Genomic DNA, 21,257 nt, shown 5'->3' on the forward strand with positions numbered 1-21,257 from the left:
CTCGGGGTCCGCGCCCCGGGTGGTCGTGAGGACGGCGGGAGTTCCTGACTCGCCCGGCGTCTCACCGCCGTGCTCACAGTGGCGGGACCGTACCGGAATCACACCGGCTTCCTCCCCTGTCGCCGTCGCTGGCGTGGTCATACTAGCGGGGGCGCGCCCCGAAGGGGGCGCCCCGTCAAGGGGCGCGAGGAACTGCGCGACCAGCTCCCACCGGCCCGCAGCCGACGGACAAGCCCGGCACCGCCACCCCCACCGTGGGTATGCTCGCCGCCATGCCCGCCCCCTCCGACCCCCCTGCCCGCACCGGCGGCGACCGCTGCCCCGGTGCGGTCCGGTTGCACCCCGCGGACGACGGCGCCCTGGCCCGCGTCCGGCTGCCGGGCGGACTTCTGACGAACCGTCAGGCCGAAGCGCTGGCACGGCTGTCCGACGAACTGGGCGACGGGCACCTCGACCTCACCTCCCGCGGCAACGTCCAGCTCCGCGGCCTCCCCGAAGCCTGCGGCGGCGAACTCGGCAGCCGCCTTCACGAAGCGGGCCTGCTGCCCTCCGAACGGCACGACCGCGTACGGAACGTGGCGGCGTCCCCGCTCTGCGGCCTCGACGGCCCGGCTCCCGCCGACGTCCAGGCCTGGTCCCGCGCACTGGACCAACTCCTCTGTGCGAACCCGGACATCACTAAACTTTCCGGACGTTTCCTCTTCGGTCTGGACGACGGCCGCGGCGATATCGCCGCCCTCGCCCCCGATGTGACATTGATCGCAACGGACGACGGGCACGCCCTGCTCTCCTACGCGGCAACCGGCTCCTGCCTGCGCATCCCCGCCGCGCACGCCCCGCGCGCGGCCGTGCTCGCGGCCGAGTGGTTCCTGGACGAGCGGCGCCGCACCGGCAGCACCGCCTGGCGGATCGCCGAGCTCCCCGCCGGACAGCGGCCGCGGCTCGACGTGTTGGGGCAGCGGCTCACCGCCGAAGGCATCGCCGCCGAACCGGCCCAGAGTGCTCCGCAGCCGGGCGTCCCCACGGCCCCCGGGCTCGTCCCCGGCCCCGGCGGCCGGACCGCGCTGTCGGTCACGGCCCCGCTCGGCCGCCTGAGCACCGGTCAATGGCGGCAGTTGTACGAGACGGCCATCGCCGGCACGGGCGAACTCCGGGTGACCCCCTGGCGCGGCGTCGTCGTCCCCGGCCTCCCGGCCGACGCGGCCCCCGCCCGCCTGGCGGCCCTCGCGGAGGCGGGCCTGGTCACCTCGGCCGACTCCGCCTGGCACCGCGCGGGCGCGTGCGCCGGCCGCCCCGGATGCGCCAAGTCCCTTGCGGACGTACGGGCGGACGCGGCGGCCTGCCTCGCGCGCTCCGCGCCCGGGCAGCCCCTGCCCGTGTACTGGTCCGGGTGCGAGCGGCGCTGCGGCCGCCCCGGCGGCGGCCGGTGGGTGGACGTCCTGGCCACGGGCGACGGCTACCGGATCGCGATACGGGACAACACGACGGAGACGGCACGGGTGACGGTGCCGGCAGCAGACCTGGCCGGCGCGGTGGCGACGGCTCGTACCACCACACGATGAACGACAAGGGCGACGAGGGCACAGTGTTCGACTACGACAAGGACGGCGCGTCCATCTACCGCCAGTCCTTCGCCACCATCCGCGCCGAGGCCGACCTCGGCGGACTGCCGCCGGACGTCAGCAAGGTGGCGGTCCGCATGATCCACGCGTGCGGGATGACCGATCTCGTCCGCGACCTGGCCTGGTCCCCGCAGGCCGTGGCCCGCGCCCGCGAGGCGCTGCGCGCGGGTGCGCCGATCCTGTGCGACGCCAACATGGTCGCCAGCGGGGTCACCCGCAAGCGGCTGCCCGCGGACAACGAGGTGCTGTGCACCCTCGCCGACCCGTCCGTGCCCGAACTGGCCCGGCGCATGGGCACCACGCGCAGCGCCGCGGCCCTGGAGCTGTGGCGCGAGAAGCTGGACGGCGCGGTGGTGGCGGTCGGCAACGCGCCGACCGCGCTGTTCCGCCTGCTGGAGATGGTCGCGGAGGGCGCACCGCGCCCGGCGGCCGTGCTCGGCATACCGGTCGGTTTCATCGGTGCCGCCGAGTCCAAGGAGGCACTGGCGGACAACCAACTGGGCCTGGAGTACCTGGTGGTGCGGGGGCGGCGCGGCGGAAGTGCCATGGCCGCGGCCGCGATCAATGCGATAGCGAGCGAGGAAGAGTGAGCGAGCACAAGCCCGGACGGCTCTACGGAGTGGGCCTCGGCCCCGGCGACCCGTCCCTGATGACCGTACGGGCGGTGGAGGTCATCGCCGCCGCCGACGTCGTCGCGTACCACAGCGCCCGGCACGGCCGCTCCATCGCGCGCTCCATCGCCGAACGCCACCTGCGCCCCGACCACATCGAGGAGCGGCTCGTCTACCCCGTCACCACGGAGACGACCGACCACCCGGGCGGCTACCGGGGTGCGATGGAGGAGTTCTACGAGGAGGCCGCCGCGCGGCTGGCCGCGCACCTGGACGCCGGGCGCACCGTGGCCGTGCTCGCCGAGGGCGACCCGCTCTTCTACAGCTCGTACATGCACATGCACAAGCGGCTGGCCCACCGCTACCCGACCGAGGTCGTCCCCGGCGTCACCTCGGTGAGCGCGGCCGCGGCCCGGCTCGGCGAACCGCTGGTGGAGGGCGAGGAGGTGCTGACCATCCTTCCGGGCACCCTGCCCGAGGAGGAGCTGACGGCCCGCCTGGCCGCCACCGACTCGGCGGTGGTGATGAAGCTCGGCCGCACCTTCCCGGCGGTGAAGGGCGCACTGGAGCGCTCGGGCCGCCTGGCGGAGGCGCGTTACGTGGAGCGCGCGACGATGAGCGGGGAACGCACGGGCCGCGTCGCGGACGTGGACCCGGAGTCGGTGCCGTACTTCTCGGTGGCGGTGCTGCCGAGTCGCGTCGGCGCTGAGCCTGTTGAGGGCGCGGGTGCGGGCGAGGTCACGGTCGTCGGGCTCGGCCCGGCGGGTCCGCTGTGGCTGACGCCGGAGGCGCGGGGCGCGCTGGCGGCGGCGGAGGACCTGGTCGGCTACACGACCTACCTGGACCGGGTGCCGGTGCGCCCGGGGCAGCAGCGGCACGCCTCGGACAACAAGGTGGAGTCCGAACGCGCCGAGTTCGCCCTGGACCTGGCCCGGCAGGGCCGCCGGGTCGCCGTCGTCTCGTCCGGCGACCCCGGCGTCTTCGCCATGGCCACCGCGGTGCTGGAGGTCGCCTCGGAGGGCCCGTACCGCGAGGTGCCGGTGCGGGTGGTCCCCGGCATGACGGCCGCCCACGCGGCGGCGTCCCGCGCGGGCGCCCCGCTGGGCCACGACTACGCGGTCGTCTCGCTGTCCGACCGCCTCAAGCCGTGGGAGGTCGTCGCGGAACGGCTGCGCGCGGCGGCCGCCGCGGACCTGGTGCTGGCGCTGTACAACCCCGGTTCGCGCAGCCGCACGTGGCAGGTGGGCAAGGCGCGGGACGTCCTCCTGGAGCACCGGGCGCCCGAGACCCCGGTGGTCCTCGGGCGCGACGTGGGCGGCCCGGAGGAGAGCGTACGGATCGTCCGCCTCGGCGAACTGGTGCCGGAGGAGGTCGACATGCGGACGATTCTGATCGTGGGGTCGACGCAGACGCGGGCCGTACGGCGGGGCGCCGGCGCCTCCGGCGAGGAAATCGTGTGGACCCCGAGGCGGTACCCGGAACGATAATCGGGGCTCCGCCCCGTGGGTGCGCCCCGTGGGTGCGCCCCGTCAGGGGCGCGGGGAACTGCGCGACCAGCCCCCACCGGCCTGCAGCCGACGCACCACCCTGGGGGTCCGGGGCACAGCCCCGGGGACGTCGACTGCGGGCGCGTCGTGGTTGCTCGCGCAGTTCCCCGCGCCCCTGACGGGGCACCTGGTCGCGCCCACGCGGCGGAGCCGCACATGTGAACAGCCCCGCGCCCCTTACGGGGCGGGGCGCAGCCACCCCACCGCCCCGGCCACATCGGTAACCACCGGAACACCCGCCGGCACCGCCGGCCTCCGCACCACCACCACGGGAACCCCCGCCGCCCGCGCAGCGACCAGCTTCGCGGCCGTCGCAACGGCCCCGCTGTCCTTCGTCACCAGCACATCGATCCGGTGCCGTCGCAGCAGCTCCCGTTCCCCCTCCACCGTGAACGGGCCCCGGTCCAGGAGCACCTCCATCCGCGGCGGCACCGTACCCTCCGGTGCGTCCACGGAGCGCATGAGGAACCACATATCCTCGAGGTGCGCAAAAGCCGCCAGTCCCATCCGTCCCGTGGTCAGGAACGCCCGTTCCCCCAGCGCGGGCAGCGCACCGGCCGCCTCCTCCAGGGAGGCGACGTCGTGCCAGTGGTCACCCGGCCCCGCGACCCACCCGGGGCGGCGGAGGGCCAGCAGGGGAACATGGACCTCCGCGGCGGCCTGCGCCGCGTTGAAACTGATCGTGCCGGCGAAAGGATGGGTGGCGTCGATGAGCGCGTCCACCTGCTGCTCGCGCAGCCAGCGGGCCAGGCCCTCGGGTCCCCCGAACCCCCCGATCCGCACCTCGCCCGCCGGCAGCCGGGGCTGGGCGACGCGACCGGCGAGCGAACTGGTGACCCGCAGTGCGGGGTTCGCGGCCAGCTCGGCGGCGAGTTGCCGCGCCTCTGTCGTACCGCCGAGGATCAGGACGTGCCGCACGCCGCTCCCCCTTACGTTCACGTTCACGCTTCCCCACCCTAGGCCAGGAGTTCCCCGTGGCTGACGCCGAGGCAACCGGCGGCCGCACCGCTCAACTGCAGCGCACCGGGCTCCGGCACGGGTGGACGACCGGGGCCTGTGCGACCGCGGCCACCACGGCCGCATACACGGCGCTGCTCACCGGGGAGTTCCCCGACCCCGTGACGATCACCCTGCCCAAGGGGCAGACGCCGGCGTTCGCGCTCGCCGCGGAGGAGAAGAGTGCGGGCCGGGCGATGGCGGCCGTCGTCAAGGACGCCGGCGACGACCCGGACGTCACGCACGGCGCCCTGGTCCGCGCCACGGTCCGGGCCCTGCCGCCTGGTTCGGGCGTGGTGTTCCGGGCCGGTCCGGGCGTGGGCACGGTCACCCGGCCCGGGCTGCCGCTGGCCGTGGGCGAGCCCGCGATCAACCCGGTGCCCCGGCAGATGATGCGCGAGCACGTGGCCGCCGTGGCGGAGCGGCACCGCGGCACGGGCGACGTCGAGATCGAGATCTCGGTCGACAACGGCGAGGAGCTCGCCCGTTCCACCTGGAACCCGCGCCTGGGCATCCTGGGCGGGCTGTCGGTCCTCGGCACGACCGGCATCGTCGTGCCGTACTCCTGCTCGGCCTGGATCGACAGCATCCGGCGCGGCGTGGACGTCGCCCGCGCGGCGGGCCGCCGGCACGTGGCGGGCTGTACGGGCTCGACCTCGGAGAAGGCCGCGGTGGCCGTGCACGGCCTGCCGGAGGACGCGCTGCTGGACATGGGCGACTTCGCGGGCGCGGTGCTCAAGTACATCCGCCGCCACCCGGTGGACCGGCTCACGATCGCGGGCGGCTTCGCCAAGCTGTCCAAACTGGCGGCCGGGCACCTGGACCTGCACTCGTCCCGCTCCCAGGTCGACAAGGGCTTCCTCGCCGAACTGGCCCGCCGGGGCGGTGCGGACGAGGCCCTGGCGGCATCCGTCGCCGCGGCCAACACGGGCCTGGACGCCCTGCAGCAGTGCGCGGCCCGGGGCGTCCCGCTGGGCGACCTCGTCGCCGCCACGGCCCGCGACGAGGCCTTGGCGGTGCTGAGAGGAGCACCCGTCTCTGTGGACGTCATCTGTATAGACCGAGCAGGCACGATCGTGGGCCGCGCGAGCCCGCGCCCCTGAGCCCCGCGCCCCGTCAGGGGCGCGCCCCGTCAGGGGCGCGGGGCTGTGTTGCATCATGCGGCTCCGCCGCGTGGGCGCGAGCAACCACAGCCGACCCGCACCCGAACCGCTACGGCCGCGCGCAGCGCTCCCGCTCGGTCGAGTACAGATAACTGTCCGGAAATTGCTCCGCACCCAGCGTGCGCCCGACGATGATGACTGCGGTCCGCAGGACGCCGGCGGCCTTCACCTGCTCCGCGATCCCCGACAGCGTCCCCCGCAACACCAGTTCGTCCGGCCGGCTGGCCATCGCGACGACGGCCGCCGGGCAGTCGGCCCCATAGTGCGGGAGCAACTCGGCGACGACCTCGTCGGTGTAGCGGGCGGCGAGGTGGAGGACGAGCAGGGCGCCGCTACGGCCGAGGGTGGCGAGGTCCTCGCCCGGGGGCATCGGGGTGGCCTGGCGGGCGATGCGGGTGAGGATGACGGTCTGCCCGACGGTGGGCACGGTCAGTTCGCGGCCGAGGGCCGCCGCCGCGGCGGCGAACGCCGGGACGCCGGGGACGATCTCGTACGGGATGCCCGCCGCGTCGAGCCGCCGCATCTGCTCGGCCACGGCGCTGAAGACCGACGGGTCGCCGGAGTGCAGCCGCGCCACGTCGTGGCCGGCCTCGTGGGCGCGGACGAACTCCTCGGTGATCCGGTCGAGGTCGAGCCGGGCGGTGTCGACGAGCCGGGCGTCCGGGGGGCATTCGGCGAGCAGTTCGCGCGGGACGAGGCTGCCGGCGTACAGGCAGACCCCGCACCGGGCCAGCGTCCGCGCGCCGCGCACCGTGATCAGGTCGGCGGCGCCGGGGCCGGCGCCGATGAAGTACACGGTCATGCGTCGGTTTCTCCTTGTTCGGACTGTCCGGTCCTGACCACGGACCACTGGGTGACCGGCATGGCCTGCCGCCAGCCGGTGAACCCGCCGACGGGGACGGCGCGGGACACGGCGATGCGCGTCAACTCGCCGCCGTGGCGCCGGTACCACGCGGTGAGCAGCGCCTCGGACTCCAGGGTGACGGTGTTGGCTATGAGCCGCCCGCCGGGCGGGAGCGCGTCCCAGCAGGCCTCCAGCAGCCCGGGTGCGGTGAGCCCGCCGCCGATGAACACCGCGTCGGGCACGGGCAGTCCGGCGAGGGCTTCCGGGGCGGCCCCGGTGACGACGCGCAGTGCCGGGACGCCGAGCGTCTCGGCGTTGCGGGCGATGCGGGCGGCACGCACGGGGTCGCGTTCCACGGTGACGGCCCGGCAGGTGCGGTGGGCCCGCATCCACTCGATGCCGATGGATCCCGAGCCGCCGCCGATGTCCCACAGCAGCTCGCCGGGGGCGGGGGCCAGTGCGGCGAGCGTCACGGCCCGGACGTGACGCTTCGTCAACTGTCCATCGTGCTCGAAGGATTCGTCGGGAAGGCCGGGGGTGAGCGGCAGTCGCTGCGCGCCCGGGGCGCGGCGGCACTCGACCGCGATGACGTTGAGCGCGTCGCCGGGCGGGTGCGGCCAGTCGTCGGCCGTTCCGTCGAGGCGGCGTTCGGATGCGGCGCCGAGCTGCTCCAGCACGCTCAACCGGCTCGGCCCGAAGCCGCGTTCGCGCAGCAGCGCGGCGACCTCGGCGGGGGTGCCGGCCCCGGCGCTGAGCACCAGCAGCAGGCGGCCCTCGTGCAGGGCGGCGGAGAGGGCGGCGATCGGGCGGCCGACGAGGCTGAGCACCTCGGTCTCCTCCAGCGGCCGGCCGAGCCGGGCGCAGGCGAGGGAGACGGAGGAGGGGTGGGGCAGCACCCGCAGCCGCTCGGCGCCGATGACGTCGGCGAGGGTGCGGCCGATGCCGAAGAACATGGGGTCGCCGCTGGCGAGCACGCACACCTCCCGCCCGGCGTGCGCGGCCAGCAGGCCCGGCACGGCAGGGCGGAGCGGCGAGGGCCACGCCACCCGCTCGCCCGCGCACTCGGGCGGCAGCAGACCGAGCTGCCGGGGGCCGCCGATGAGGACGTCGGCCCGGCGCAGCGCTTCCCGGGAGGCGTCGGCCAGGCCCGGCCAGCCGTCGGCGCCGATGCCCACGACGGTCACGGGGGCTTGGCTCACGGGGGCTCACCTCGGGTACGGCTGGGGGCAGGACGGGCACGGGAACTCTACTGACCTGCGGCGACGGCACCACAGCCGGGCACCTTGTTGCATAGGATGTGCAATTACATGCAATGAGCAGGAGGTCTGGCGTGAAGCGTGCACCGGTGGTGCTGGGGATCGAGTCGTCGTGCGACGAGACCGGCGCCGGTCTGGTCCGGGAGGGCAGGCTGCTGGGCCATGCGGTCGCGTCCAGCATGGACGAGCACGCGCGCTTCGGCGGGGTCGTCCCGGAGATCGCGGCCCGGGCCCATGTGCACGCCGCCGCGCCCGTGGTCCGCGCCGCCCTGGCCGACGCGGGCCTGGCCATGGCCGACATCGACGCGGTCGCGGTGACGACGGGCCCGGGGCTGTCCGGCGCCCTCCAGGTCGGCGTCGCGGCCGCGAAGGGCCTGGCCTACGCGCTGGGCGTGCCGCTGTACGGGGTGCACCACCTCGCCGGGCACGTGGCCGCCGACACCCTGGAGCACGGCCCGCTGCCCGACCCCTGCATGGTGCTGATCGTCTCCGGGGGCCACACGTCGCTGCTGCTCGTACGGGACCTGGCGCGCGACCCGATCGTGCACCTCGGCGACACCCTCGACGACGCGGCCGGCGAGTGCTTCGACAAGGTGGCCCGCGTCTTCGGCCTGCCCTATCCGGGCGGCCCGGCCGTCGACCGCGCCGCGCGCGAGGGCGACCCGCGGGCGGTGGCGTTCCCGCGGCCGCTCACCACGCGGCCCGAGCACCGCCACACGTTCTCCTTCTCGGGCCTCAAGACGGCCGCCGCCCGCTGGGCCGAGGAACACCGGGCCGCCGGGCGGCCGTTGCCCGTCGCGGACGGGGCGGCCTCCCTGCAGGAGGCGGTGGCCGACGTGCTCACGCGCAAGGCGGTGGCCGCCTGCGCGGAGCACGGGGTGGGCACCCTGGTGATAGTCGGCGGCGTGGCCGCCAACTCCCGCGTGCGGGCCCTGGCCCGGGAGCGGTGCGCCGCCGCGGGGGTCGAACTGCGCGTCCCGCCGCTGCGGTTGTGCACCGACAACGGGGCGATGATCGCCGCGGTGGGCGACCTGCTGGTGCGCGCCGGCGCGGAGCCGGCGCCGCTGGACGTGACGGTGGACCCGTCGGCGCCGCTGGAGTACGCGGCGCTGCACCCGGTGGCGTCCGGCCCCTACCAGTTGGCGGGCCGGTAGTCCTTCAGGAAGCACCCGTAGAGGTCCTCGCCCTGCTCGCCGCGGACGATCGGGTCGTAGACCCGCGCCGCGCCGTCGACCAGGTCGAGCGGGGCGTGGAAGCCCGCCTCGGCCATCCGGACCTTGTCCGGGTGCGGCCGCTCGTCCGTGATCCAGCCCGTGTCGACGCTGGTCATCAGGATGCCGTCGGTCTGGAACATCTCCTGCGCGCTGGTGCGCGTGAGCATGTTGAGCGCGGCCTTGGCCATGTTGGTGTGCGGGTGGCCCGCGCCCTTGTAGCCGCGGCTGAAGACGCCCTCCATCGCGGAGACGTTGACCACGTACTTGCGGCGTGCCGGGGAGGCCGCCATGGCCGACCGCAGCCGGTTGACCAGGACGAACGGTGCCGTGACGTTGCACAGCTGCACTTCGAGCAGCTCGACCGGGTCGATGTCGCCGACCGCCTGGATCCAGGTGTTCGTCGCGTCCAGGTCGGGGACGAGCCCGCCCGCGTCGATCGCGGTGCCGGCCTCGACCCGGGCCAGCGAGGCGGAGCCGCTGGTCAGGGCGAGCTCGGTGAGGGACTGCGGGGTGAGGCCGTCGTGGTTGCCGCCCGCGGGACCGGGCAGCTCGGGCTGCGCGCCGCTGCCGAAGGCGCCGAAGATCTCGCGGGCGGGCAGCTCGCCGGCCGGGAGCGGGGCGGACTCGGCGGCTATGAGCTCGCTGTACGCGGCGTTGGTGCGGCGCACGGTCTGCGCCGCGTTGTTGATCAGGATGTCGAGCGGGCCCTCGGCACTGACGGAGTCGGCCAGCGCCACGACCTGTGCGGGGTCGCGCAGGTCGATGCCGACGATCTTCAGCCGGTGCAGCCAGTCCGCGCTGTCCTCCATCGCCTTGAAGCGGCGGATGGCGTCGTTCGGGAAGCGCGTGGTGACCGTGGTGTGCGCGCCGTCCCGCAGCAGCCGCAGCGCGATGTACATGCCGATCTTCGCGCGGCCGCCGGTGAGCAGGGCGCGCTTGCCGGTCAGGTCCGTGCGGGCGTCCCGGCGGGCGCGGTTCTCCGCGGCGCAGGGCTGGCACAGCTGGTGGTAGAAGGCGTCGACCTCGGTGTACCGGTCCTTGCAGGTGTAGCAGGAGCGGGGACGCTCCAGGATGCCGACGATCTGCGTGGCGGCGGTGGCCGCGAGCGGGATGCCGCGGGTCTCGTCGTCGATGCGGTCGGCGGCGCCGGTGGCCGTGGCCTCGGTGACCGCCTTGTCGTGGGCGGTCTTGGCGGCCCGGCGCTCCTGGCGGCGGCGCTGCTTCACCGTCCGGTAGATGCCGGAGGTGGCCCGGCGGACCGTGATCGCGTCGGGGTGGTCGACGGGCAGTTCGTCGAGCTCCTCGAGCACGCTCAGGCAGATCGCCATCCGCTCCGGGTCGATGCCCGCCTGCTCGGCCGCCCCGTGCGCCCCGCCGCGGCTCTCTTCAGTCACCGTCATCGCCGCTGTCGTATCCCAGTCCGTTTGTTCGAATCAAAGCTTCTGTGCAGGGTACGTAGGCAGGCGCGGGAGCGCCAAACCCGTCGATGTCGGTGACAGGCGCATGACATTCTCTGCGACCACCCCGGCCCCGCACGCCCCTCCGCCCCACCCCCCACCACCCGGTTCTCAAACCCCGTGCATCACATCCGACTTATTGGGCTCTCCGGGTTAATTAGGCGCCGTAGAGCACAAATTGACCCATCACGTCCGGAATCGCCGGTCACAATTGCCTCTCAACACCCCTTAGAAAGGTTTAACCATGTCGCGTATCGCCAAGGCAGCCCTGCTGACCGCCGCCGCAGGCGTCGCCGTCACCGGCGCCACGGGCATCGCCACCGCCGACTCCGGCGCGGAGGGCGCGGCCGTAGGCTCCCCCGGCGTCGTCTCCGGCAACGTGATCCAGGTGCCGATCCAGATCCCGCTGAACGTCTGCGGCAACGCCATCGACATCGTCGGTCTGCTCAACCCGACCTTCGGCAACACCTGCGTCAACAGCTGAGCCACCCGCCGCGCGCGCGTCTCAGCCGGATCGCGCGCACCGCGCGGGAGAGGGTCACAGTCAGCCGCCGGAGCCCTCTCCCGCGCGTTCGTGGCGCCCATCGACCTCCTGATGGGCGCCACCGGCATGTCCGGACCCGGCCGACGGCTCGCGGTCCCCGGCGGCGGCGCGGGACCGCTCCGGCCGCTTGGCGCCGGGCAGGTCGGGTATGTCGACGATCGGCGGCAGGTCGCGGGTCAGCCGCGAGTGGTGTTCGTCCATGACGTGCGCCTGGCCTGTCTGGAGTGGGGACGGTTCTCGTCCGCCCGGTGGCACGGGCGGGAGCGCCCGGCGGTCAGGCCGGGGCGAGCAGCTGGCGGCGCAGGTCGGCGCAGGTGCGGCTGAGGATCCGGGAGATCTGCATCTGGGAGACCCCCAGGCGCAGGCCGATCTGCTGCTGCGTGAGATCACCGAAGAAGCGCCAGTACAGGACGTACTTCTCCCGCTCGGGCAGGGCGTCCAGGAGCGGTTTGAGGGACTGCCGGTCGACGACCAGGTCCAGGGCCGTGTCGCCCTGGCCCAGGGTGTCGGCGAGCGGGAGTTCCTCGCCGGGAGCGACCGACTGGTCGAGGGAGAGCGTGTGGTGCACCCCGTCCGCGTCGAGCCCGCGCCGCACCTCCGCCTCGGACAGCCCGGTCTCCGCCGCGAGTTCGCGCAGGGTGACCAGGGCCCGGCGGCCCCGCTGCTCGAGCCGGGCGCGGGCGGCGCGGACCGTGGCCCGCAACTCCTGGTCCCGGCGCGGGATGTGCAGGGACCAGACGTGATCGCGGATGTGGCGTTTGAGCTCCCCGTTGATGGTGGGGACGGCGAAGGACTCGAAGGCGAAGCCGAGCTGCGGATCGAAGCGGTCGACCGCGTGCACCAGGGCCAGTGCGGCGACCTGCCGCAGGTCCGCCATGCTCTCCCCGCATTTGCGGTAGCGCAGGCTGATGCGTTCGGCCATGGGCAGCCAGGCGGCGATCACCTCCTGGCGCAGCCGGTCCCGCTCCGCTCCGGGGGGCAGGGACTTGAGCTGCAGGAAAGCTTCCGGGGCGGCTTCGGGTGTCGATTCGGTCATCGTCACTGTCCCCTCGCTCGTGCGGGGCGCTCCGCGGCGGGCGGTGCTGTCCACTGCGGGCCGGTGGGGGCTGGTCGCGCAGTTCCCCGCGCCCCTTCGGGGGCGCGCTCTCGCTGAAGTTGCGGCTGCCCTTGCGCCCCGCTCGCAAACGGCCGCAGTCGTTTCAGCATGCCCCCGGGCGGACCGGGGCGCGACTCAGAGAGCCTGCCCGATCACGCAGAGCAATGTCGTGACGTGCGTTACAACCGTGCCGTCTTGACGCATGGCCCATGTAATCGATTACCTAAGGCCCCATGGCGAACATCAAGGACGTGGCCGAGCGCGCCGGCGTATCCGTCGCCACCGTCTCCCGCGTGCTCAACGGCCGTGCGCCCGTGGCCGAGACCCGGGACCGGGTGCTGGCCGCCGTCGCGGAGCTGGGCTACCGGCCCAACGTGGTCGCCCGCGCCCTGCGCACCGCGCGGACCCGGACGATCGGGCTCGTCATCAGCGACCTGCGCAACCCCTTCTTCACCGAGCTGGCCGACGCCGTGGAGCAGGAGGCTCGGCGGCTCGGCTACAGCCTGATCATCGGCAACGCCGGCGAGAGCCCCGGGCAGCAGGACGACTACATCCGCACCCTCCTCGACCGCCGCATCGACGGGCTGATGGTCAGCTCCGCCGGTACGGGCTCGACGATGCTGCACGAGGTCGTCGTCTCCGGCACCCCGCTCGTCCTGCTCGACCGGGCGCTGCCCGGCATCGCCGCGCCCTGCGTCCGTGCCGAGGGCGGTACGGCCCTGGGCGAACTGGCCGCGCACCTCGCCGCTTTGGGCCGGCGCCGGCCCGCGGTCATCGTCGCGCCCGCCGGCACCCCGACCGGGGACGAGCGCCTGGAGCAGTTCCGCACCGCGCTGGCCGGGCACGGGATCGCCCTGCCCGCGGAGCGGATCGCGGCCTCGCCCGACCTGAGCCCGGCCGGCGGCCGGGCGATGATGCGCCGGCTGCTGGACCTCCCCGAGCCGCCGGACGCCGTGCTGGCCACCGACAACCTGATGGCCCTGGGCGCCCTGGACGAGGTGCGGGCCCGCGGGCTGCGGATCCCCGCCGACCTGGCCCTGGTCGCCTTCGACGACGTGGCGTGGTTCGCCCACCTCGATCCCCCGCTGACCGCCGTCGCGCAGCCCACGCGCGAGCTGGGCCGGGCCGCCGTGCACACCCTGCTGGAGCGGATCGAGGGCCGCGAGGCCCCGTCCGTCCTGCTGCCCGCCCGGCTCGTGGTGCGCCGCTCCTGCGGGGAGCCTCCCGCCCACTGACAGTCGACACCACAGTCGACACCACAAGAGAGGGGCAGCGCATGACGGGCGTCAACGACGACGTACCGGACGGCGGCCGTGAACTCCTGCGCGTGGCGGGGGTGACCAAGTCCTTTCCGGGCGTACGCGCCCTGGACGGCGTGGACCTGAGCCTGCGCGCGGGCGAGGTGCACGTCCTGCTCGGGGAGAACGGCGCCGGCAAGAGCACGCTCATCAAGATGCTCTCCGGCGCCCACCGCCCCGACGAGGGCCGCATCCTGGTGGACGGGAAGGAGACGGCGATCCACTCGGCGCAGGACGCGGAGCGGCTCGGCATCGCCACGATCCACCAGGAGTTCAACCTCGTCCCCGGCCTCAACGTCGCCGAGAACCTCTTCCTCGGCCGCCAGCCGCGCACCCGCCTCGGCCTGATCGACAAGCGCACCCTGCACACCCGCGCCGCCGAACTGCTGCGCCGCGTCCGGCTGGACGTGCCGGTCACCGCGCCGGTGCGCGAACTGGGCATCGCCCAGCTGCAGATGGTGGAGATCGCCAAGGCGCTGAGCCTGGACGCCCGCGTACTGATCATGGACGAGCCGACCGCGGTGCTCACCTCCGAGGAGGTCGGCACGCTCTTCGGCATCGTCCGCGAGCTGCGCGCGGGCGGCACGGGCGTCATCTTCATCACCCACCACCTGGAGGAGATCGCGGCCCTCGGGGACCGGGTGACCGTCCTGCGGGACGGCCGCTCGGTGGCCGAAGTGCCCGCTTCCACCGGTGAGAACGAGCTGATCCGGCTCATGGTCGGCCGCGACATCGCGGAGCAGTACCCGCGCGAACGCCCCGCGGCGCCGGGCGCGCCGCTGCTGCGCGTGCGCGGGCTGACCCGCGGCGGCGGGAACGGGAAGGGGCCGCTCTTCCGGGACGTCGGCTTCGAGGTGCGGGCCGGTGAAGTGGTCGGCCTGGCCGGGCTGGTGGGGGCGGGCCGCACCGAGGTGGCCCGGGCGCTCTTCGGGGTGGACCGGTACGACGCGGGGACGGTCGAGGTGGACGGCACGGTGCTGCCGCCGGGCGACGTGCGGGCGGCCATGCGGGCCGGGCTCGGGCTCGTGCCGGAGGACCGCAAGGCCCAGGGGCTGGTGCTGGACGCCTCGTTGCAGGACAACCTGACCCTCGCCCGGCTGCGCCGCGACACCCGGGCCGGCCTGGTCGACCGGCGGGCGCAGCGCCGCGCGGCCGCCGAGGTCGCCGAGCGGCTGAAGGTGCGGATGAGCGGGCTCGGGCAGAGCGCGCGCACCCTGTCCGGCGGCAACCAGCAGAAGATCGTCATCGGCAAATGGCTGCTGGCCGGGACCCGGCTGCTGATCCTCGACGAGCCCACGCGCGGCATCGACGTCGGGGCGAAGGTCGAGATCTACCGGCTCGTCAACGACCTCACGGCGGCGGGCTGTGCGGTGCTGATGATCTCCAGCGACCTGCCGGAGGTCCTCGGTATGAGCGACCGGGTGCTGGTGATGTCCCAGGGGCGGCTCGCCGGCGAGCTGTCGGGCGAACGGGCCACGCAGGACGCGGTGATGGAGCTGGCGGTGCGACCGCCGGACGGTACGGACGCAGACGATCGGATGCAGAGCGCGATGGAGGGCTCGGATGTCGGCTGAGGCACAGGCCGCGGTGGTGCGGGAGCCCGGGAACACCCCCGGGCAGTGGTTCTCGGGAGCGGTGCTGCGCAACGGCCCGCTGGGCGGCCTGGCCGCACTGGTCGTGGTGATGGCCGTCCTCTCCCGGGACTTCCTGAACGGGCAGAACCTCCTCAACGTCGGTGTCCAGGCGTCGGTGACGGCGATCCTGGCCTTCGGCGTCACCTTCGTCATCGTGTCGGCGGGCATCGACCTGTCGGTCGGCTCGGTGGCGGCGCTCTCGGCGACCGTCGTCGCGTGGGCCGCCGCGGACGGCGGGCTGCCCGCGTGGCTCGCCGTGCTGCTGGGACTCGCGGTGGGCGCGGGGGCGGGCCTGATATCGGGCGCCCTGGTCGCGTACGGCAGGCTCCCGGCGTTCATCGCCACGCTGGCGATGCTCTCGGTGGGCCGCGGCCTGGCCCTGGTGATCTCGGGCGGCTCCCCCATCGCCCTCCCCTCGTCGGTGGGCCGGCTCGGTGACACGCTCGGCGGCTGGCTGCCGGTCCCGGTGCTGGTGATGGCCGCCATGGGACTGATCGCGGCGCTCGTCCTGGCGCGTACGTACACGGGCCGCGCGATGTTCGCGATCGGCGGCAACGAGGAGGCGGCCCGGCTGTCGGGCATCGACGTGCGGCGCCGCAAGCTCGTGATCTACGCACTCTCCGGACTGTTCGCCGCCGTGGCCGGCATCGTCCTGGCCGCCCGGCTGACCTCGGCGCAGCCGCAGGCCGCGGTCGGGTACGAACTGGACGCCATCGCCGCCGTGGTGATCGGCGGGGCCAGCCTGTCGGGCGGTTCCGGCAAGGCGTCGGGCACGCTCATCGGCGCCCTGATCCTGGCGGTGCTGCGCAACGGACTCAACCTGTTGAGCGTGTCGGCCTTCTGGCAGCAGGTCGCCACGGGCCTGGTCATCGCGGTCGCGGTGCTCCTGGACACGCTGCGCCGCCGGAGCGCGCGGTGAGGGGCCGGGCGGGTGTGCCAGGGCGTGTCCGATGGGTCGGTGCGGGCCCTGCGGGGTCTGGTGCTGGGGGTACCTCTGGGGGCACCCCCAGCGGTAGCTGGGGGAGGCAGCTGGGGGAGGATCGCAAGGCGGAGCATCGCCCGCGTACTGGGCGATGGGGGCACCCCCATGCCCGTTCAGGGCTATGGGGGAGGGTGATGCGACAGCGCGGCGAGGCGCCGTACCTGGGGGTACCCCCAGCGGTAGCTGGGGGAGCGCCGCAGGGCCCGTGCCGGTCCATCGGACACGCCCTAGCCGCGGTGCTGCTGGGCACCGTCGCCCTCGCGGGCTGCGACCGGGGTGGGCACACGGACCTGGGGCTGGCGCTGTCCACGATGAACAACCCGTTCTTCGTGGGCATCAAGAAGGGCGCCCAGGCCGAGGCGAAGGCCCGCGGCCTGAAGATCAACATCACGGACGCGCAGAACGACCCCACGCAGCAGATCAACCAGATGGAGACGTTCACCAGCCAGAACGTGAAGGCGGCCGTCATCAACCCGGTCGACTCCGACGCGGCCGTCCCCGCGGTGGGCGTGGCCCGCCGGGCGAAGGTGCCGGTGATCTCCCTCGACCGGGGCGTCAACGGTCCCGGCGTGGGTTCGACGATCGCCTCCGACAACGTCGCGGGCGGGCGGCTGGCGGCGAAGACGCTGGCCGAATCGCTCGGCGGCAAGGGGAAGGTGGCCTTCCTGGAGGGGCAGCCCGGTACCTCGGCCGCCCGTGAGCGCGGCAAGGGGTTCGAGGAGGGCATGAAGGACTGGCCCGGCATCCAGGTCGTCGCCCGTCAGCCCGCGGACTTCGACCGCACCAAGGGCATGGACGTGATGGCCAACATGCTCCAGGCGCACCGGGACGTCACGGGCGTCTTCGCCGCCAACGACGAGATGGCACTGGGCGCGGCCAAGGCGCTCGGCCGGGCCGCGGGGACGTCGGTGAAGATCGTGGCATTCGACGGCACCCCGGACGGCATCAAGGCGGTCCGCGCGGGCACGCTGACCGCGACCGTCGCCCAGCAGCCGGAGCTGCTCGGCCGGCAGGCGGTGGCCTGGGCCGTCCGGGCCTCCCGGGGTGAGACGCTGCCGCAGCGGGTGAAGGTGCCGGTCGTGCTGGTGACGGCGAAGAACGCCGCGCAGTTCGACAAGTGAGCAGAGGGAACGGAACAGATATGCAGGACCGCGACTACGACGTGCTGGTGATCGGCTCCGCCAACGCGGACCTGACGGTCCGGGTGGACCGCCGGCCGGGGCCGGGCGAGACCGTGCCGGGCACCGACCTGGTCGAGTCCGCGGGCGGCAAGGGCGCCAACCAGGCCGCGGCCGCGGCCCGGCTCGGGGCGCGGACCGCCCTGCTGGCCAAGGTCGGTGACGACGCGTTCGGGGAACTGCTGCTGGACGCGCAGCGGGCCGCGGGCACGGAGCTGCGGCACGTGCTGGTGGAGCCGGGCGCGCGGACGGGCACGGCGATGATCGTCGTCGGTCCGGACGGGGACAACCAGATCGTCGTCTCGCCGGGGGCCAACGCCCGGCTGTCGGCGGCGGACGTGCGGGCCGCGCGCGACGTCGTCGCCGCGGCGCGGGTGGTGTCGCTGCAGTGGGAGGTGCCGGAGGAGACGGTGGCGGCGGCGGTTGCCGTGGCCGGGGAGACCGGGGCGCGGGTGGTGCTCAACCCGTCGCCCGTGCCGGGCGCACTGCGTGCGGAGCTTTTGGCGGCGGCGGATCCGCTGGTGGTCAACGAGCATGAGGCGCGGCTGCTTTCGGGGGTGTCCGGCGGGGAGCCCGCCGAGTGGGCGCGGGTGCTGCGGGGGCGCGGGGCGCGGTCGGTGGTGGTGACGCTGGGCGGCGAGGGGGCTCTCGTCCTCGACGAGGACGGGGGCGTAGTGCGCATTCCGGGGGTGCGGGTGCGGGTGGTGGACACCACCGGGGCCGGTGACGCCTTCACCGGGGCGCTGGCGGCGCGGCTGGCCCGGGGGGCCTCGTTGGAGGAGGCGGCGCGGTTTGCGGTGCGGGTGGGGGCGGTGTCGGTGACGCGGGCGGGGGCCCAGCCGTCGTATCCGGGGGCGGAGGAGGTTTCACGGTCCTGAGCGCTTCCCGGGGGGCGCTGCCCCCGGGGCCCCCTTGGCCGTCCTTTGCCTGCGGGCCGGTGGGAACTGCGCGACCAGCCCCCACCGGCCCGCCGCTAGGCAGTGTCTGATGGCTCTTGCCCGGGTGGTGGATCTGTTGCCGCTCCGGGCAGGAGCCAGGCATGGTGCGGCGGCATGAACTGACCAACGCTCAGTGGGAACGCATCGCTTCGCTGCTGCCCGAAGTGGGCGGGCCAGGTGGGCGGTGGGCCGGTCACCGCACCGTGGTCAACGGTGTCCTGTACCGGACCCGGACCGGAATTCCCTGGCGTGACCTGCCCGAACGCTACGGCCCCTGGCAAACTGTGTACGAACGCCACCGCCGCTGGTCGGCCGACGGCACCTGGGCGAGAATCCTGCACGCCCTCCAGGCCGGAGCCGATACCACCGCCCGGGACGCGGACGGTTCGTGGACGGTCAATGCCGATTCCACCTCCTGCCGGGCCCACCAGCACGCCGCCGGGGCACGGCACCGGCCGCCGTTGGACCACCCGCAAAAAGGGGCGGCTCCCGTGAGGAGGCAGATGGCCGTGAGGCCCTGGGACGCTCCCGAGGCGGACTGACCTGCAAGGTCCATCTGCCGGCCGACGACCGGTGCCGGCCCCTGGTCTGGCTGACCCCGCCCGGCCAGCACGGGGACAGCCCCCTGTTCATCCCGCTGATGCAGACACTGAAGGTGGCCCGGACCGGGACAGGACGCCCGCGCACCCGGCCGGACCGGGTCCGCGGGGACAAGGCCTGCTCCAGTCGCGCCAACCGCGCCTGCCTGCGGCAACGCCACATCAAGGCAACGATCGCCGAACCGGACGACCAGAAGACCAACCGCCTCCGGCGCGGCCGGGCCGAAGGACGTCCCCCGGCCTTCGACCGCGACCCGTACCGCAAACGCAACACAGTGGAACGCTGCCTCAGCAAACCGAAGCAGCACCGGGCAGTTGCGACCCGCTTCGACAAACGCGACTACATCTTCCACGGCACCCTGGCCACCGCCGCCATCATGATCTGGCTCCGCGACCTCACCAAAGAGCCACCAGACACTGCCTAGGCCCAATGCCGTTGCTTTAGGGTCCGCGTGGTGCTGGGTCGTGAATGGTGACGGCATCGGCGGGTGCTGTTGCTGGCTGAGGCCAGTATCGGTGGTGGGCCCGTTTGAGGTGGTAGTTGGACATCTTGCGTTTGACCACGCGGGGCTGGGCCCGGAGCCGGCGGGGTGGCAGGAGGTGGGACAGCAGGTCGTCGCGGAGCTGGACGAGCGCGGTGACCAGCTGTTCAGGGGGAAAAAATGCCTGGCGTGGTGGTGACACTGCGGCGTGCTGAGCGCAGGGTGTCGGTGAAGGAGAGCCGGTCGGGATCGGTCCCACCAGCGGCCGCTGTTCTGCAGGCCAGGACCCTCAGGGCGTGGTGGACGAGCAGGTGGGCCCAGATCTGCTGGAGCACGCCGTCCGGCGTTTTGCTCGACAGCACCACGTGCCTCCCGCGCTGCTGGGTTTTGATCTCGGCGAAGACGGACTCGATCTCCCACCGCTGGCAGTAGAGCGCGGCCAGTTCCAGAGCCGGGAACCGTTGCGCATCCAGCAGGTCGGTGACCAGCCGGTATTCGGTGTCGTGGCCTTCCACCCCGTAGGCGATCACCCGGACTCGTACCGGGTCGCGTTTCTTGCTGTCGCTGCCCGCGTGGATGCGGCTGAGCCAGGAACCGTCCGGCAGGCGGGCCTGCACGGGCAGAACCCGGTTCGCCGGCACCCTCCACAACAGGCGGGCGCCGGTCGCGGTGAAGGCCCGCCAGAGCGGGACGCCGAGGAACTCACGGTCGGCCAGGACGAGCATGCCCGGCCCGGCGGAACGCACCAGACGAGCAGCCAGGGTGAGCTCGCCGGTCCGGCAGCCGCCCAGCTCCGCATCCAGCACCGCATGGGTGCCGCATTCGGCCAGGGCCGCCATCCTCACCTGCGGGAACGCTGCCCTGTCCGGTCTGCGGGTGTTGCCGGGCCTGCCGAATGCCTCCTGGTTCGCCGGTGTGTCCGCGGTGTCCCAGCAGGTGCTGTCCACCGCCATCAGTCGCAGGCCCCGCCAGAAAGCTCCTGGTGTCCGCTCGTCGGCCAGCGGCGCGGCCGTGGTGGCGAACAGCACCCGCAACGGCTCCGGCCCCAGCCGGTCCCGGGCGCGGAACAGCGACGACTTCGCAGGGACCCGCCACGAACCCAGCATCCCGGCCCCGCGCAGGCCCTCGACCAGGTGCCGCAGCACCTCCAGATACGGCGCGGGCGAGAACAGGGCCAGACCGAGCACGAAATAGACCACCAGCCGCGCGGGCAGCAGCCGTCTGCGTTGCTCGGTCCGGCCGCACGCGGCCACCACCCGGTCCACCAGACCCGGCGGATACACCCAGGTCAACAACCCAAGACCCGATAACTCCGGCACACTCTCGGCCACCGGCACCACCCCCGAGCTCGCGCCAGCAGCGTACGCCCCAGCCAACAAGCCCGTAAGGCAACGGCATTGTGCCTAGGCCCGTGCCGGCGAGCTGCTCCAGGCGCTCGCGCTGCTCCGGCGAAAGGTGCGGCGGGGTCGGGGAAACCATGGGGGCCTCCGTGCTTGAGGGAGTGGTCCCCGGCACCCTCCCCGCTCCCGGGTGGCTTCGGAGGTGGGCGGCCGGTCGCGTCCCGGCGCCTGGCGCGGTGACTTCGTCGTCCGTCCCGCCGTGCGGGCCGCACGGCGTGTCAGAAGCCGTCCGGCAACTACGGTGAAGACAGATGTGACGAGCTGGTCGGCTCAAGTCGCCCGAGCAACGCCGCGAGACGGCGCTGTGGCAGGGGGGCTCCGCTCCTGGGATACGAGGGGCACGTGGTGTACGTCGCCGGAGGCGCGGGCGTCGGCCCAGTTGTATCGGAGAGATGC

Annotated in this window: 17 protein-coding genes, 1 pseudogene and 1 riboswitch; of the genes and pseudogenes, 11 read left to right on the forward strand and 7 right to left on the reverse strand. The window is 73.8% G+C overall.

Annotated features, from left to right (window positions below):
* Nucleotides 1-15: 15 nt before the first annotated feature.
* Nucleotides 16-142: riboswitch (cobalamin riboswitch) on the reverse strand.
* Nucleotides 143-272: 130 nt separating this feature from the next.
* From cobG to ACMATS_RS07080, 3 genes are read left to right on the forward strand one after another with little or no spacing between them, the layout of a single operon-like run.
* Nucleotides 273-1,562 carry a precorrin-3B synthase gene (gene cobG, locus ACMATS_RS07070; protein WP_414167326.1) on the forward strand — a complete coding sequence of 430 codons (1,290 nt, stop codon included), beginning with the start codon at nt 273-275 and terminating at the stop codon, nt 1,560-1,562.
* Nucleotides 1,559-2,212, forward strand: a complete 654-nt coding sequence (locus ACMATS_RS07075; RefSeq protein WP_391156691.1) for a precorrin-8X methylmutase — start codon at nt 1,559-1,561, stop codon at nt 2,210-2,212. Before cobG ends, ACMATS_RS07075 begins: the two co-directional genes overlap by 4 nt.
* Entirely contained in the window at nt 2,209-3,720 is a 1,512-nt protein-coding gene (locus ACMATS_RS07080; RefSeq protein WP_414167327.1) for a precorrin-2 C(20)-methyltransferase, read from the forward strand. Before ACMATS_RS07075 ends, ACMATS_RS07080 begins: the two co-directional genes overlap by 4 nt.
* A 237-nt stretch (nt 3,721-3,957) precedes the next feature.
* Here the strand turns inward: ACMATS_RS07080 and ACMATS_RS07085 are convergent, their stop codons facing one another.
* Nucleotides 3,958-4,725, reverse strand: coding sequence for a cobalt-precorrin-6A reductase (locus tag ACMATS_RS07085; protein WP_390779672.1), 768 nt, complete (start codon nt 4,723-4,725; stop codon nt 3,958-3,960).
* A gap of 29 nt (nt 4,726-4,754) precedes the next feature.
* Here ACMATS_RS07085 and ACMATS_RS07090 point away from each other — a divergent pair, with 29 nt between their 5' ends.
* Nucleotides 4,755-5,879 carry a cobalt-precorrin-5B (C(1))-methyltransferase gene (locus tag ACMATS_RS07090; RefSeq protein ID WP_414167328.1) on the forward strand — a complete coding sequence of 375 codons (1,125 nt, stop codon included), beginning with the start codon at nt 4,755-4,757 and terminating at the stop codon, nt 5,877-5,879.
* 109 nt (nt 5,880-5,988) lie between these two features.
* Here ACMATS_RS07090 and cobM read toward each other — a convergent pair whose 3' ends face one another.
* Both cobM and cbiE read right to left on the reverse strand, forming a co-directional pair.
* Nucleotides 5,989-6,741 carry a precorrin-4 C(11)-methyltransferase gene (gene cobM, locus ACMATS_RS07095; RefSeq protein WP_390779674.1) on the reverse strand — a complete coding sequence of 251 codons (753 nt, stop codon included), beginning with the start codon at nt 6,739-6,741 and terminating at the stop codon, nt 5,989-5,991.
* Nucleotides 6,738-7,982, reverse strand: coding sequence for a precorrin-6y C5,15-methyltransferase (decarboxylating) subunit CbiE (gene cbiE, locus ACMATS_RS07100; RefSeq protein WP_414167329.1), 1,245 nt, complete (start codon nt 7,980-7,982; stop codon nt 6,738-6,740). The genes cobM and cbiE overlap by 4 nt, the downstream gene beginning before the upstream one ends.
* Before the next feature lie 131 nt (nt 7,983-8,113).
* Between cbiE and tsaD the strand changes: the two genes are divergently transcribed.
* Entirely contained in the window at nt 8,114-9,193 is a 1,080-nt protein-coding gene (tsaD, locus tag ACMATS_RS07105) for a tRNA (adenosine(37)-N6)-threonylcarbamoyltransferase complex transferase subunit TsaD (protein ID WP_414167330.1), read from the forward strand.
* On the opposite strand, the gene ACMATS_RS07110 is transcribed toward tsaD, so the two are convergent.
* The gene (locus ACMATS_RS07110; protein WP_390779677.1) at nt 9,172-10,653 is read right to left on the reverse strand and encodes an SDR family NAD(P)-dependent oxidoreductase; all 1,482 of its coding nucleotides are present in this window, start codon (nt 10,651-10,653) and stop codon (nt 9,172-9,174) included. The two genes, tsaD and ACMATS_RS07110, sit on opposite strands and share 22 nt — an antisense overlap.
* Before the next feature lie 301 nt (nt 10,654-10,954).
* On the opposite strand from ACMATS_RS07110, the gene ACMATS_RS07115 reads away from it, so the two are divergent.
* Nucleotides 10,955-11,194, forward strand: coding sequence for a chaplin (locus ACMATS_RS07115; protein WP_414167331.1), 240 nt, complete (start codon nt 10,955-10,957; stop codon nt 11,192-11,194).
* Between the two features lie 60 nt (nt 11,195-11,254).
* Here ACMATS_RS07115 and ACMATS_RS07120 read toward each other — a convergent pair whose 3' ends face one another.
* Both ACMATS_RS07120 and ACMATS_RS07125 read right to left on the reverse strand, forming a co-directional pair.
* Nucleotides 11,255-11,455, reverse strand: a complete 201-nt coding sequence (locus tag ACMATS_RS07120; RefSeq protein WP_390779678.1) for a hypothetical protein — start codon at nt 11,453-11,455, stop codon at nt 11,255-11,257.
* A 73-nt stretch (nt 11,456-11,528) separates the two neighbouring features.
* Nucleotides 11,529-12,290 (reverse strand): SigB/SigF/SigG family RNA polymerase sigma factor, encoded by a 762-nt coding sequence (locus tag ACMATS_RS07125; RefSeq protein WP_390779679.1) that lies wholly within the window; start codon nt 12,288-12,290, stop codon nt 11,529-11,531.
* A gap of 293 nt (nt 12,291-12,583) precedes the next feature.
* Here ACMATS_RS07125 and ACMATS_RS07130 point away from each other — a divergent pair, with 293 nt between their 5' ends.
* From ACMATS_RS07130 to ACMATS_RS07150, 5 genes and pseudogenes are all read left to right on the forward strand, one after another.
* Nucleotides 12,584-13,585: a LacI family DNA-binding transcriptional regulator gene (locus ACMATS_RS07130; protein ID WP_390779680.1), complete on the forward strand. Its 1,002-nt coding sequence runs from the start codon at nt 12,584-12,586 to the stop codon at nt 13,583-13,585.
* Between the two features lie 41 nt (nt 13,586-13,626).
* Nucleotides 13,627-15,222, forward strand: a complete 1,596-nt coding sequence (locus tag ACMATS_RS07135; RefSeq protein ID WP_414167332.1) for a sugar ABC transporter ATP-binding protein — start codon at nt 13,627-13,629, stop codon at nt 15,220-15,222.
* Nucleotides 15,212-17,385, forward strand: a pseudogene (locus ACMATS_RS07140) (substrate-binding domain-containing protein). Before ACMATS_RS07135 ends, ACMATS_RS07140 begins: the two are co-directional and overlap by 11 nt.
* Before the next feature lie 20 nt (nt 17,386-17,405).
* Complete coding sequence (gene rbsK, locus ACMATS_RS07145; protein ID WP_414167333.1) at nt 17,406-18,320, forward strand: ribokinase; 915 nt, start codon at nt 17,406-17,408, stop codon at nt 18,318-18,320.
* 161 nt (nt 18,321-18,481) lie between these two features.
* A protein-coding gene (locus ACMATS_RS07150; RefSeq protein ID WP_414167334.1) for an IS5 family transposase occupies nt 18,482-19,404 on the forward strand; the annotation gives its coding sequence in 2 pieces (ribosomal slippage) (nt 18,482-18,841 and nt 18,844-19,404; 921 coding nt in all).
* A gap of 224 nt (nt 19,405-19,628) precedes the next feature.
* Here the strand turns inward: ACMATS_RS07150 and ACMATS_RS07155 are convergent.
* Nucleotides 19,629-20,756, reverse strand: coding sequence for an IS4 family transposase (locus ACMATS_RS07155; RefSeq protein WP_414167335.1), 1,128 nt, complete (start codon nt 20,754-20,756; stop codon nt 19,629-19,631).
* Nucleotides 20,757-21,257 lie beyond the last annotated feature (501 nt).

Source organism: Streptoverticillium reticulum, from assembly GCF_047456005.1.
GTDB lineage: Bacteria > Actinomycetota > Actinomycetes > Streptomycetales > Streptomycetaceae > Streptomyces > Streptomyces reticulum.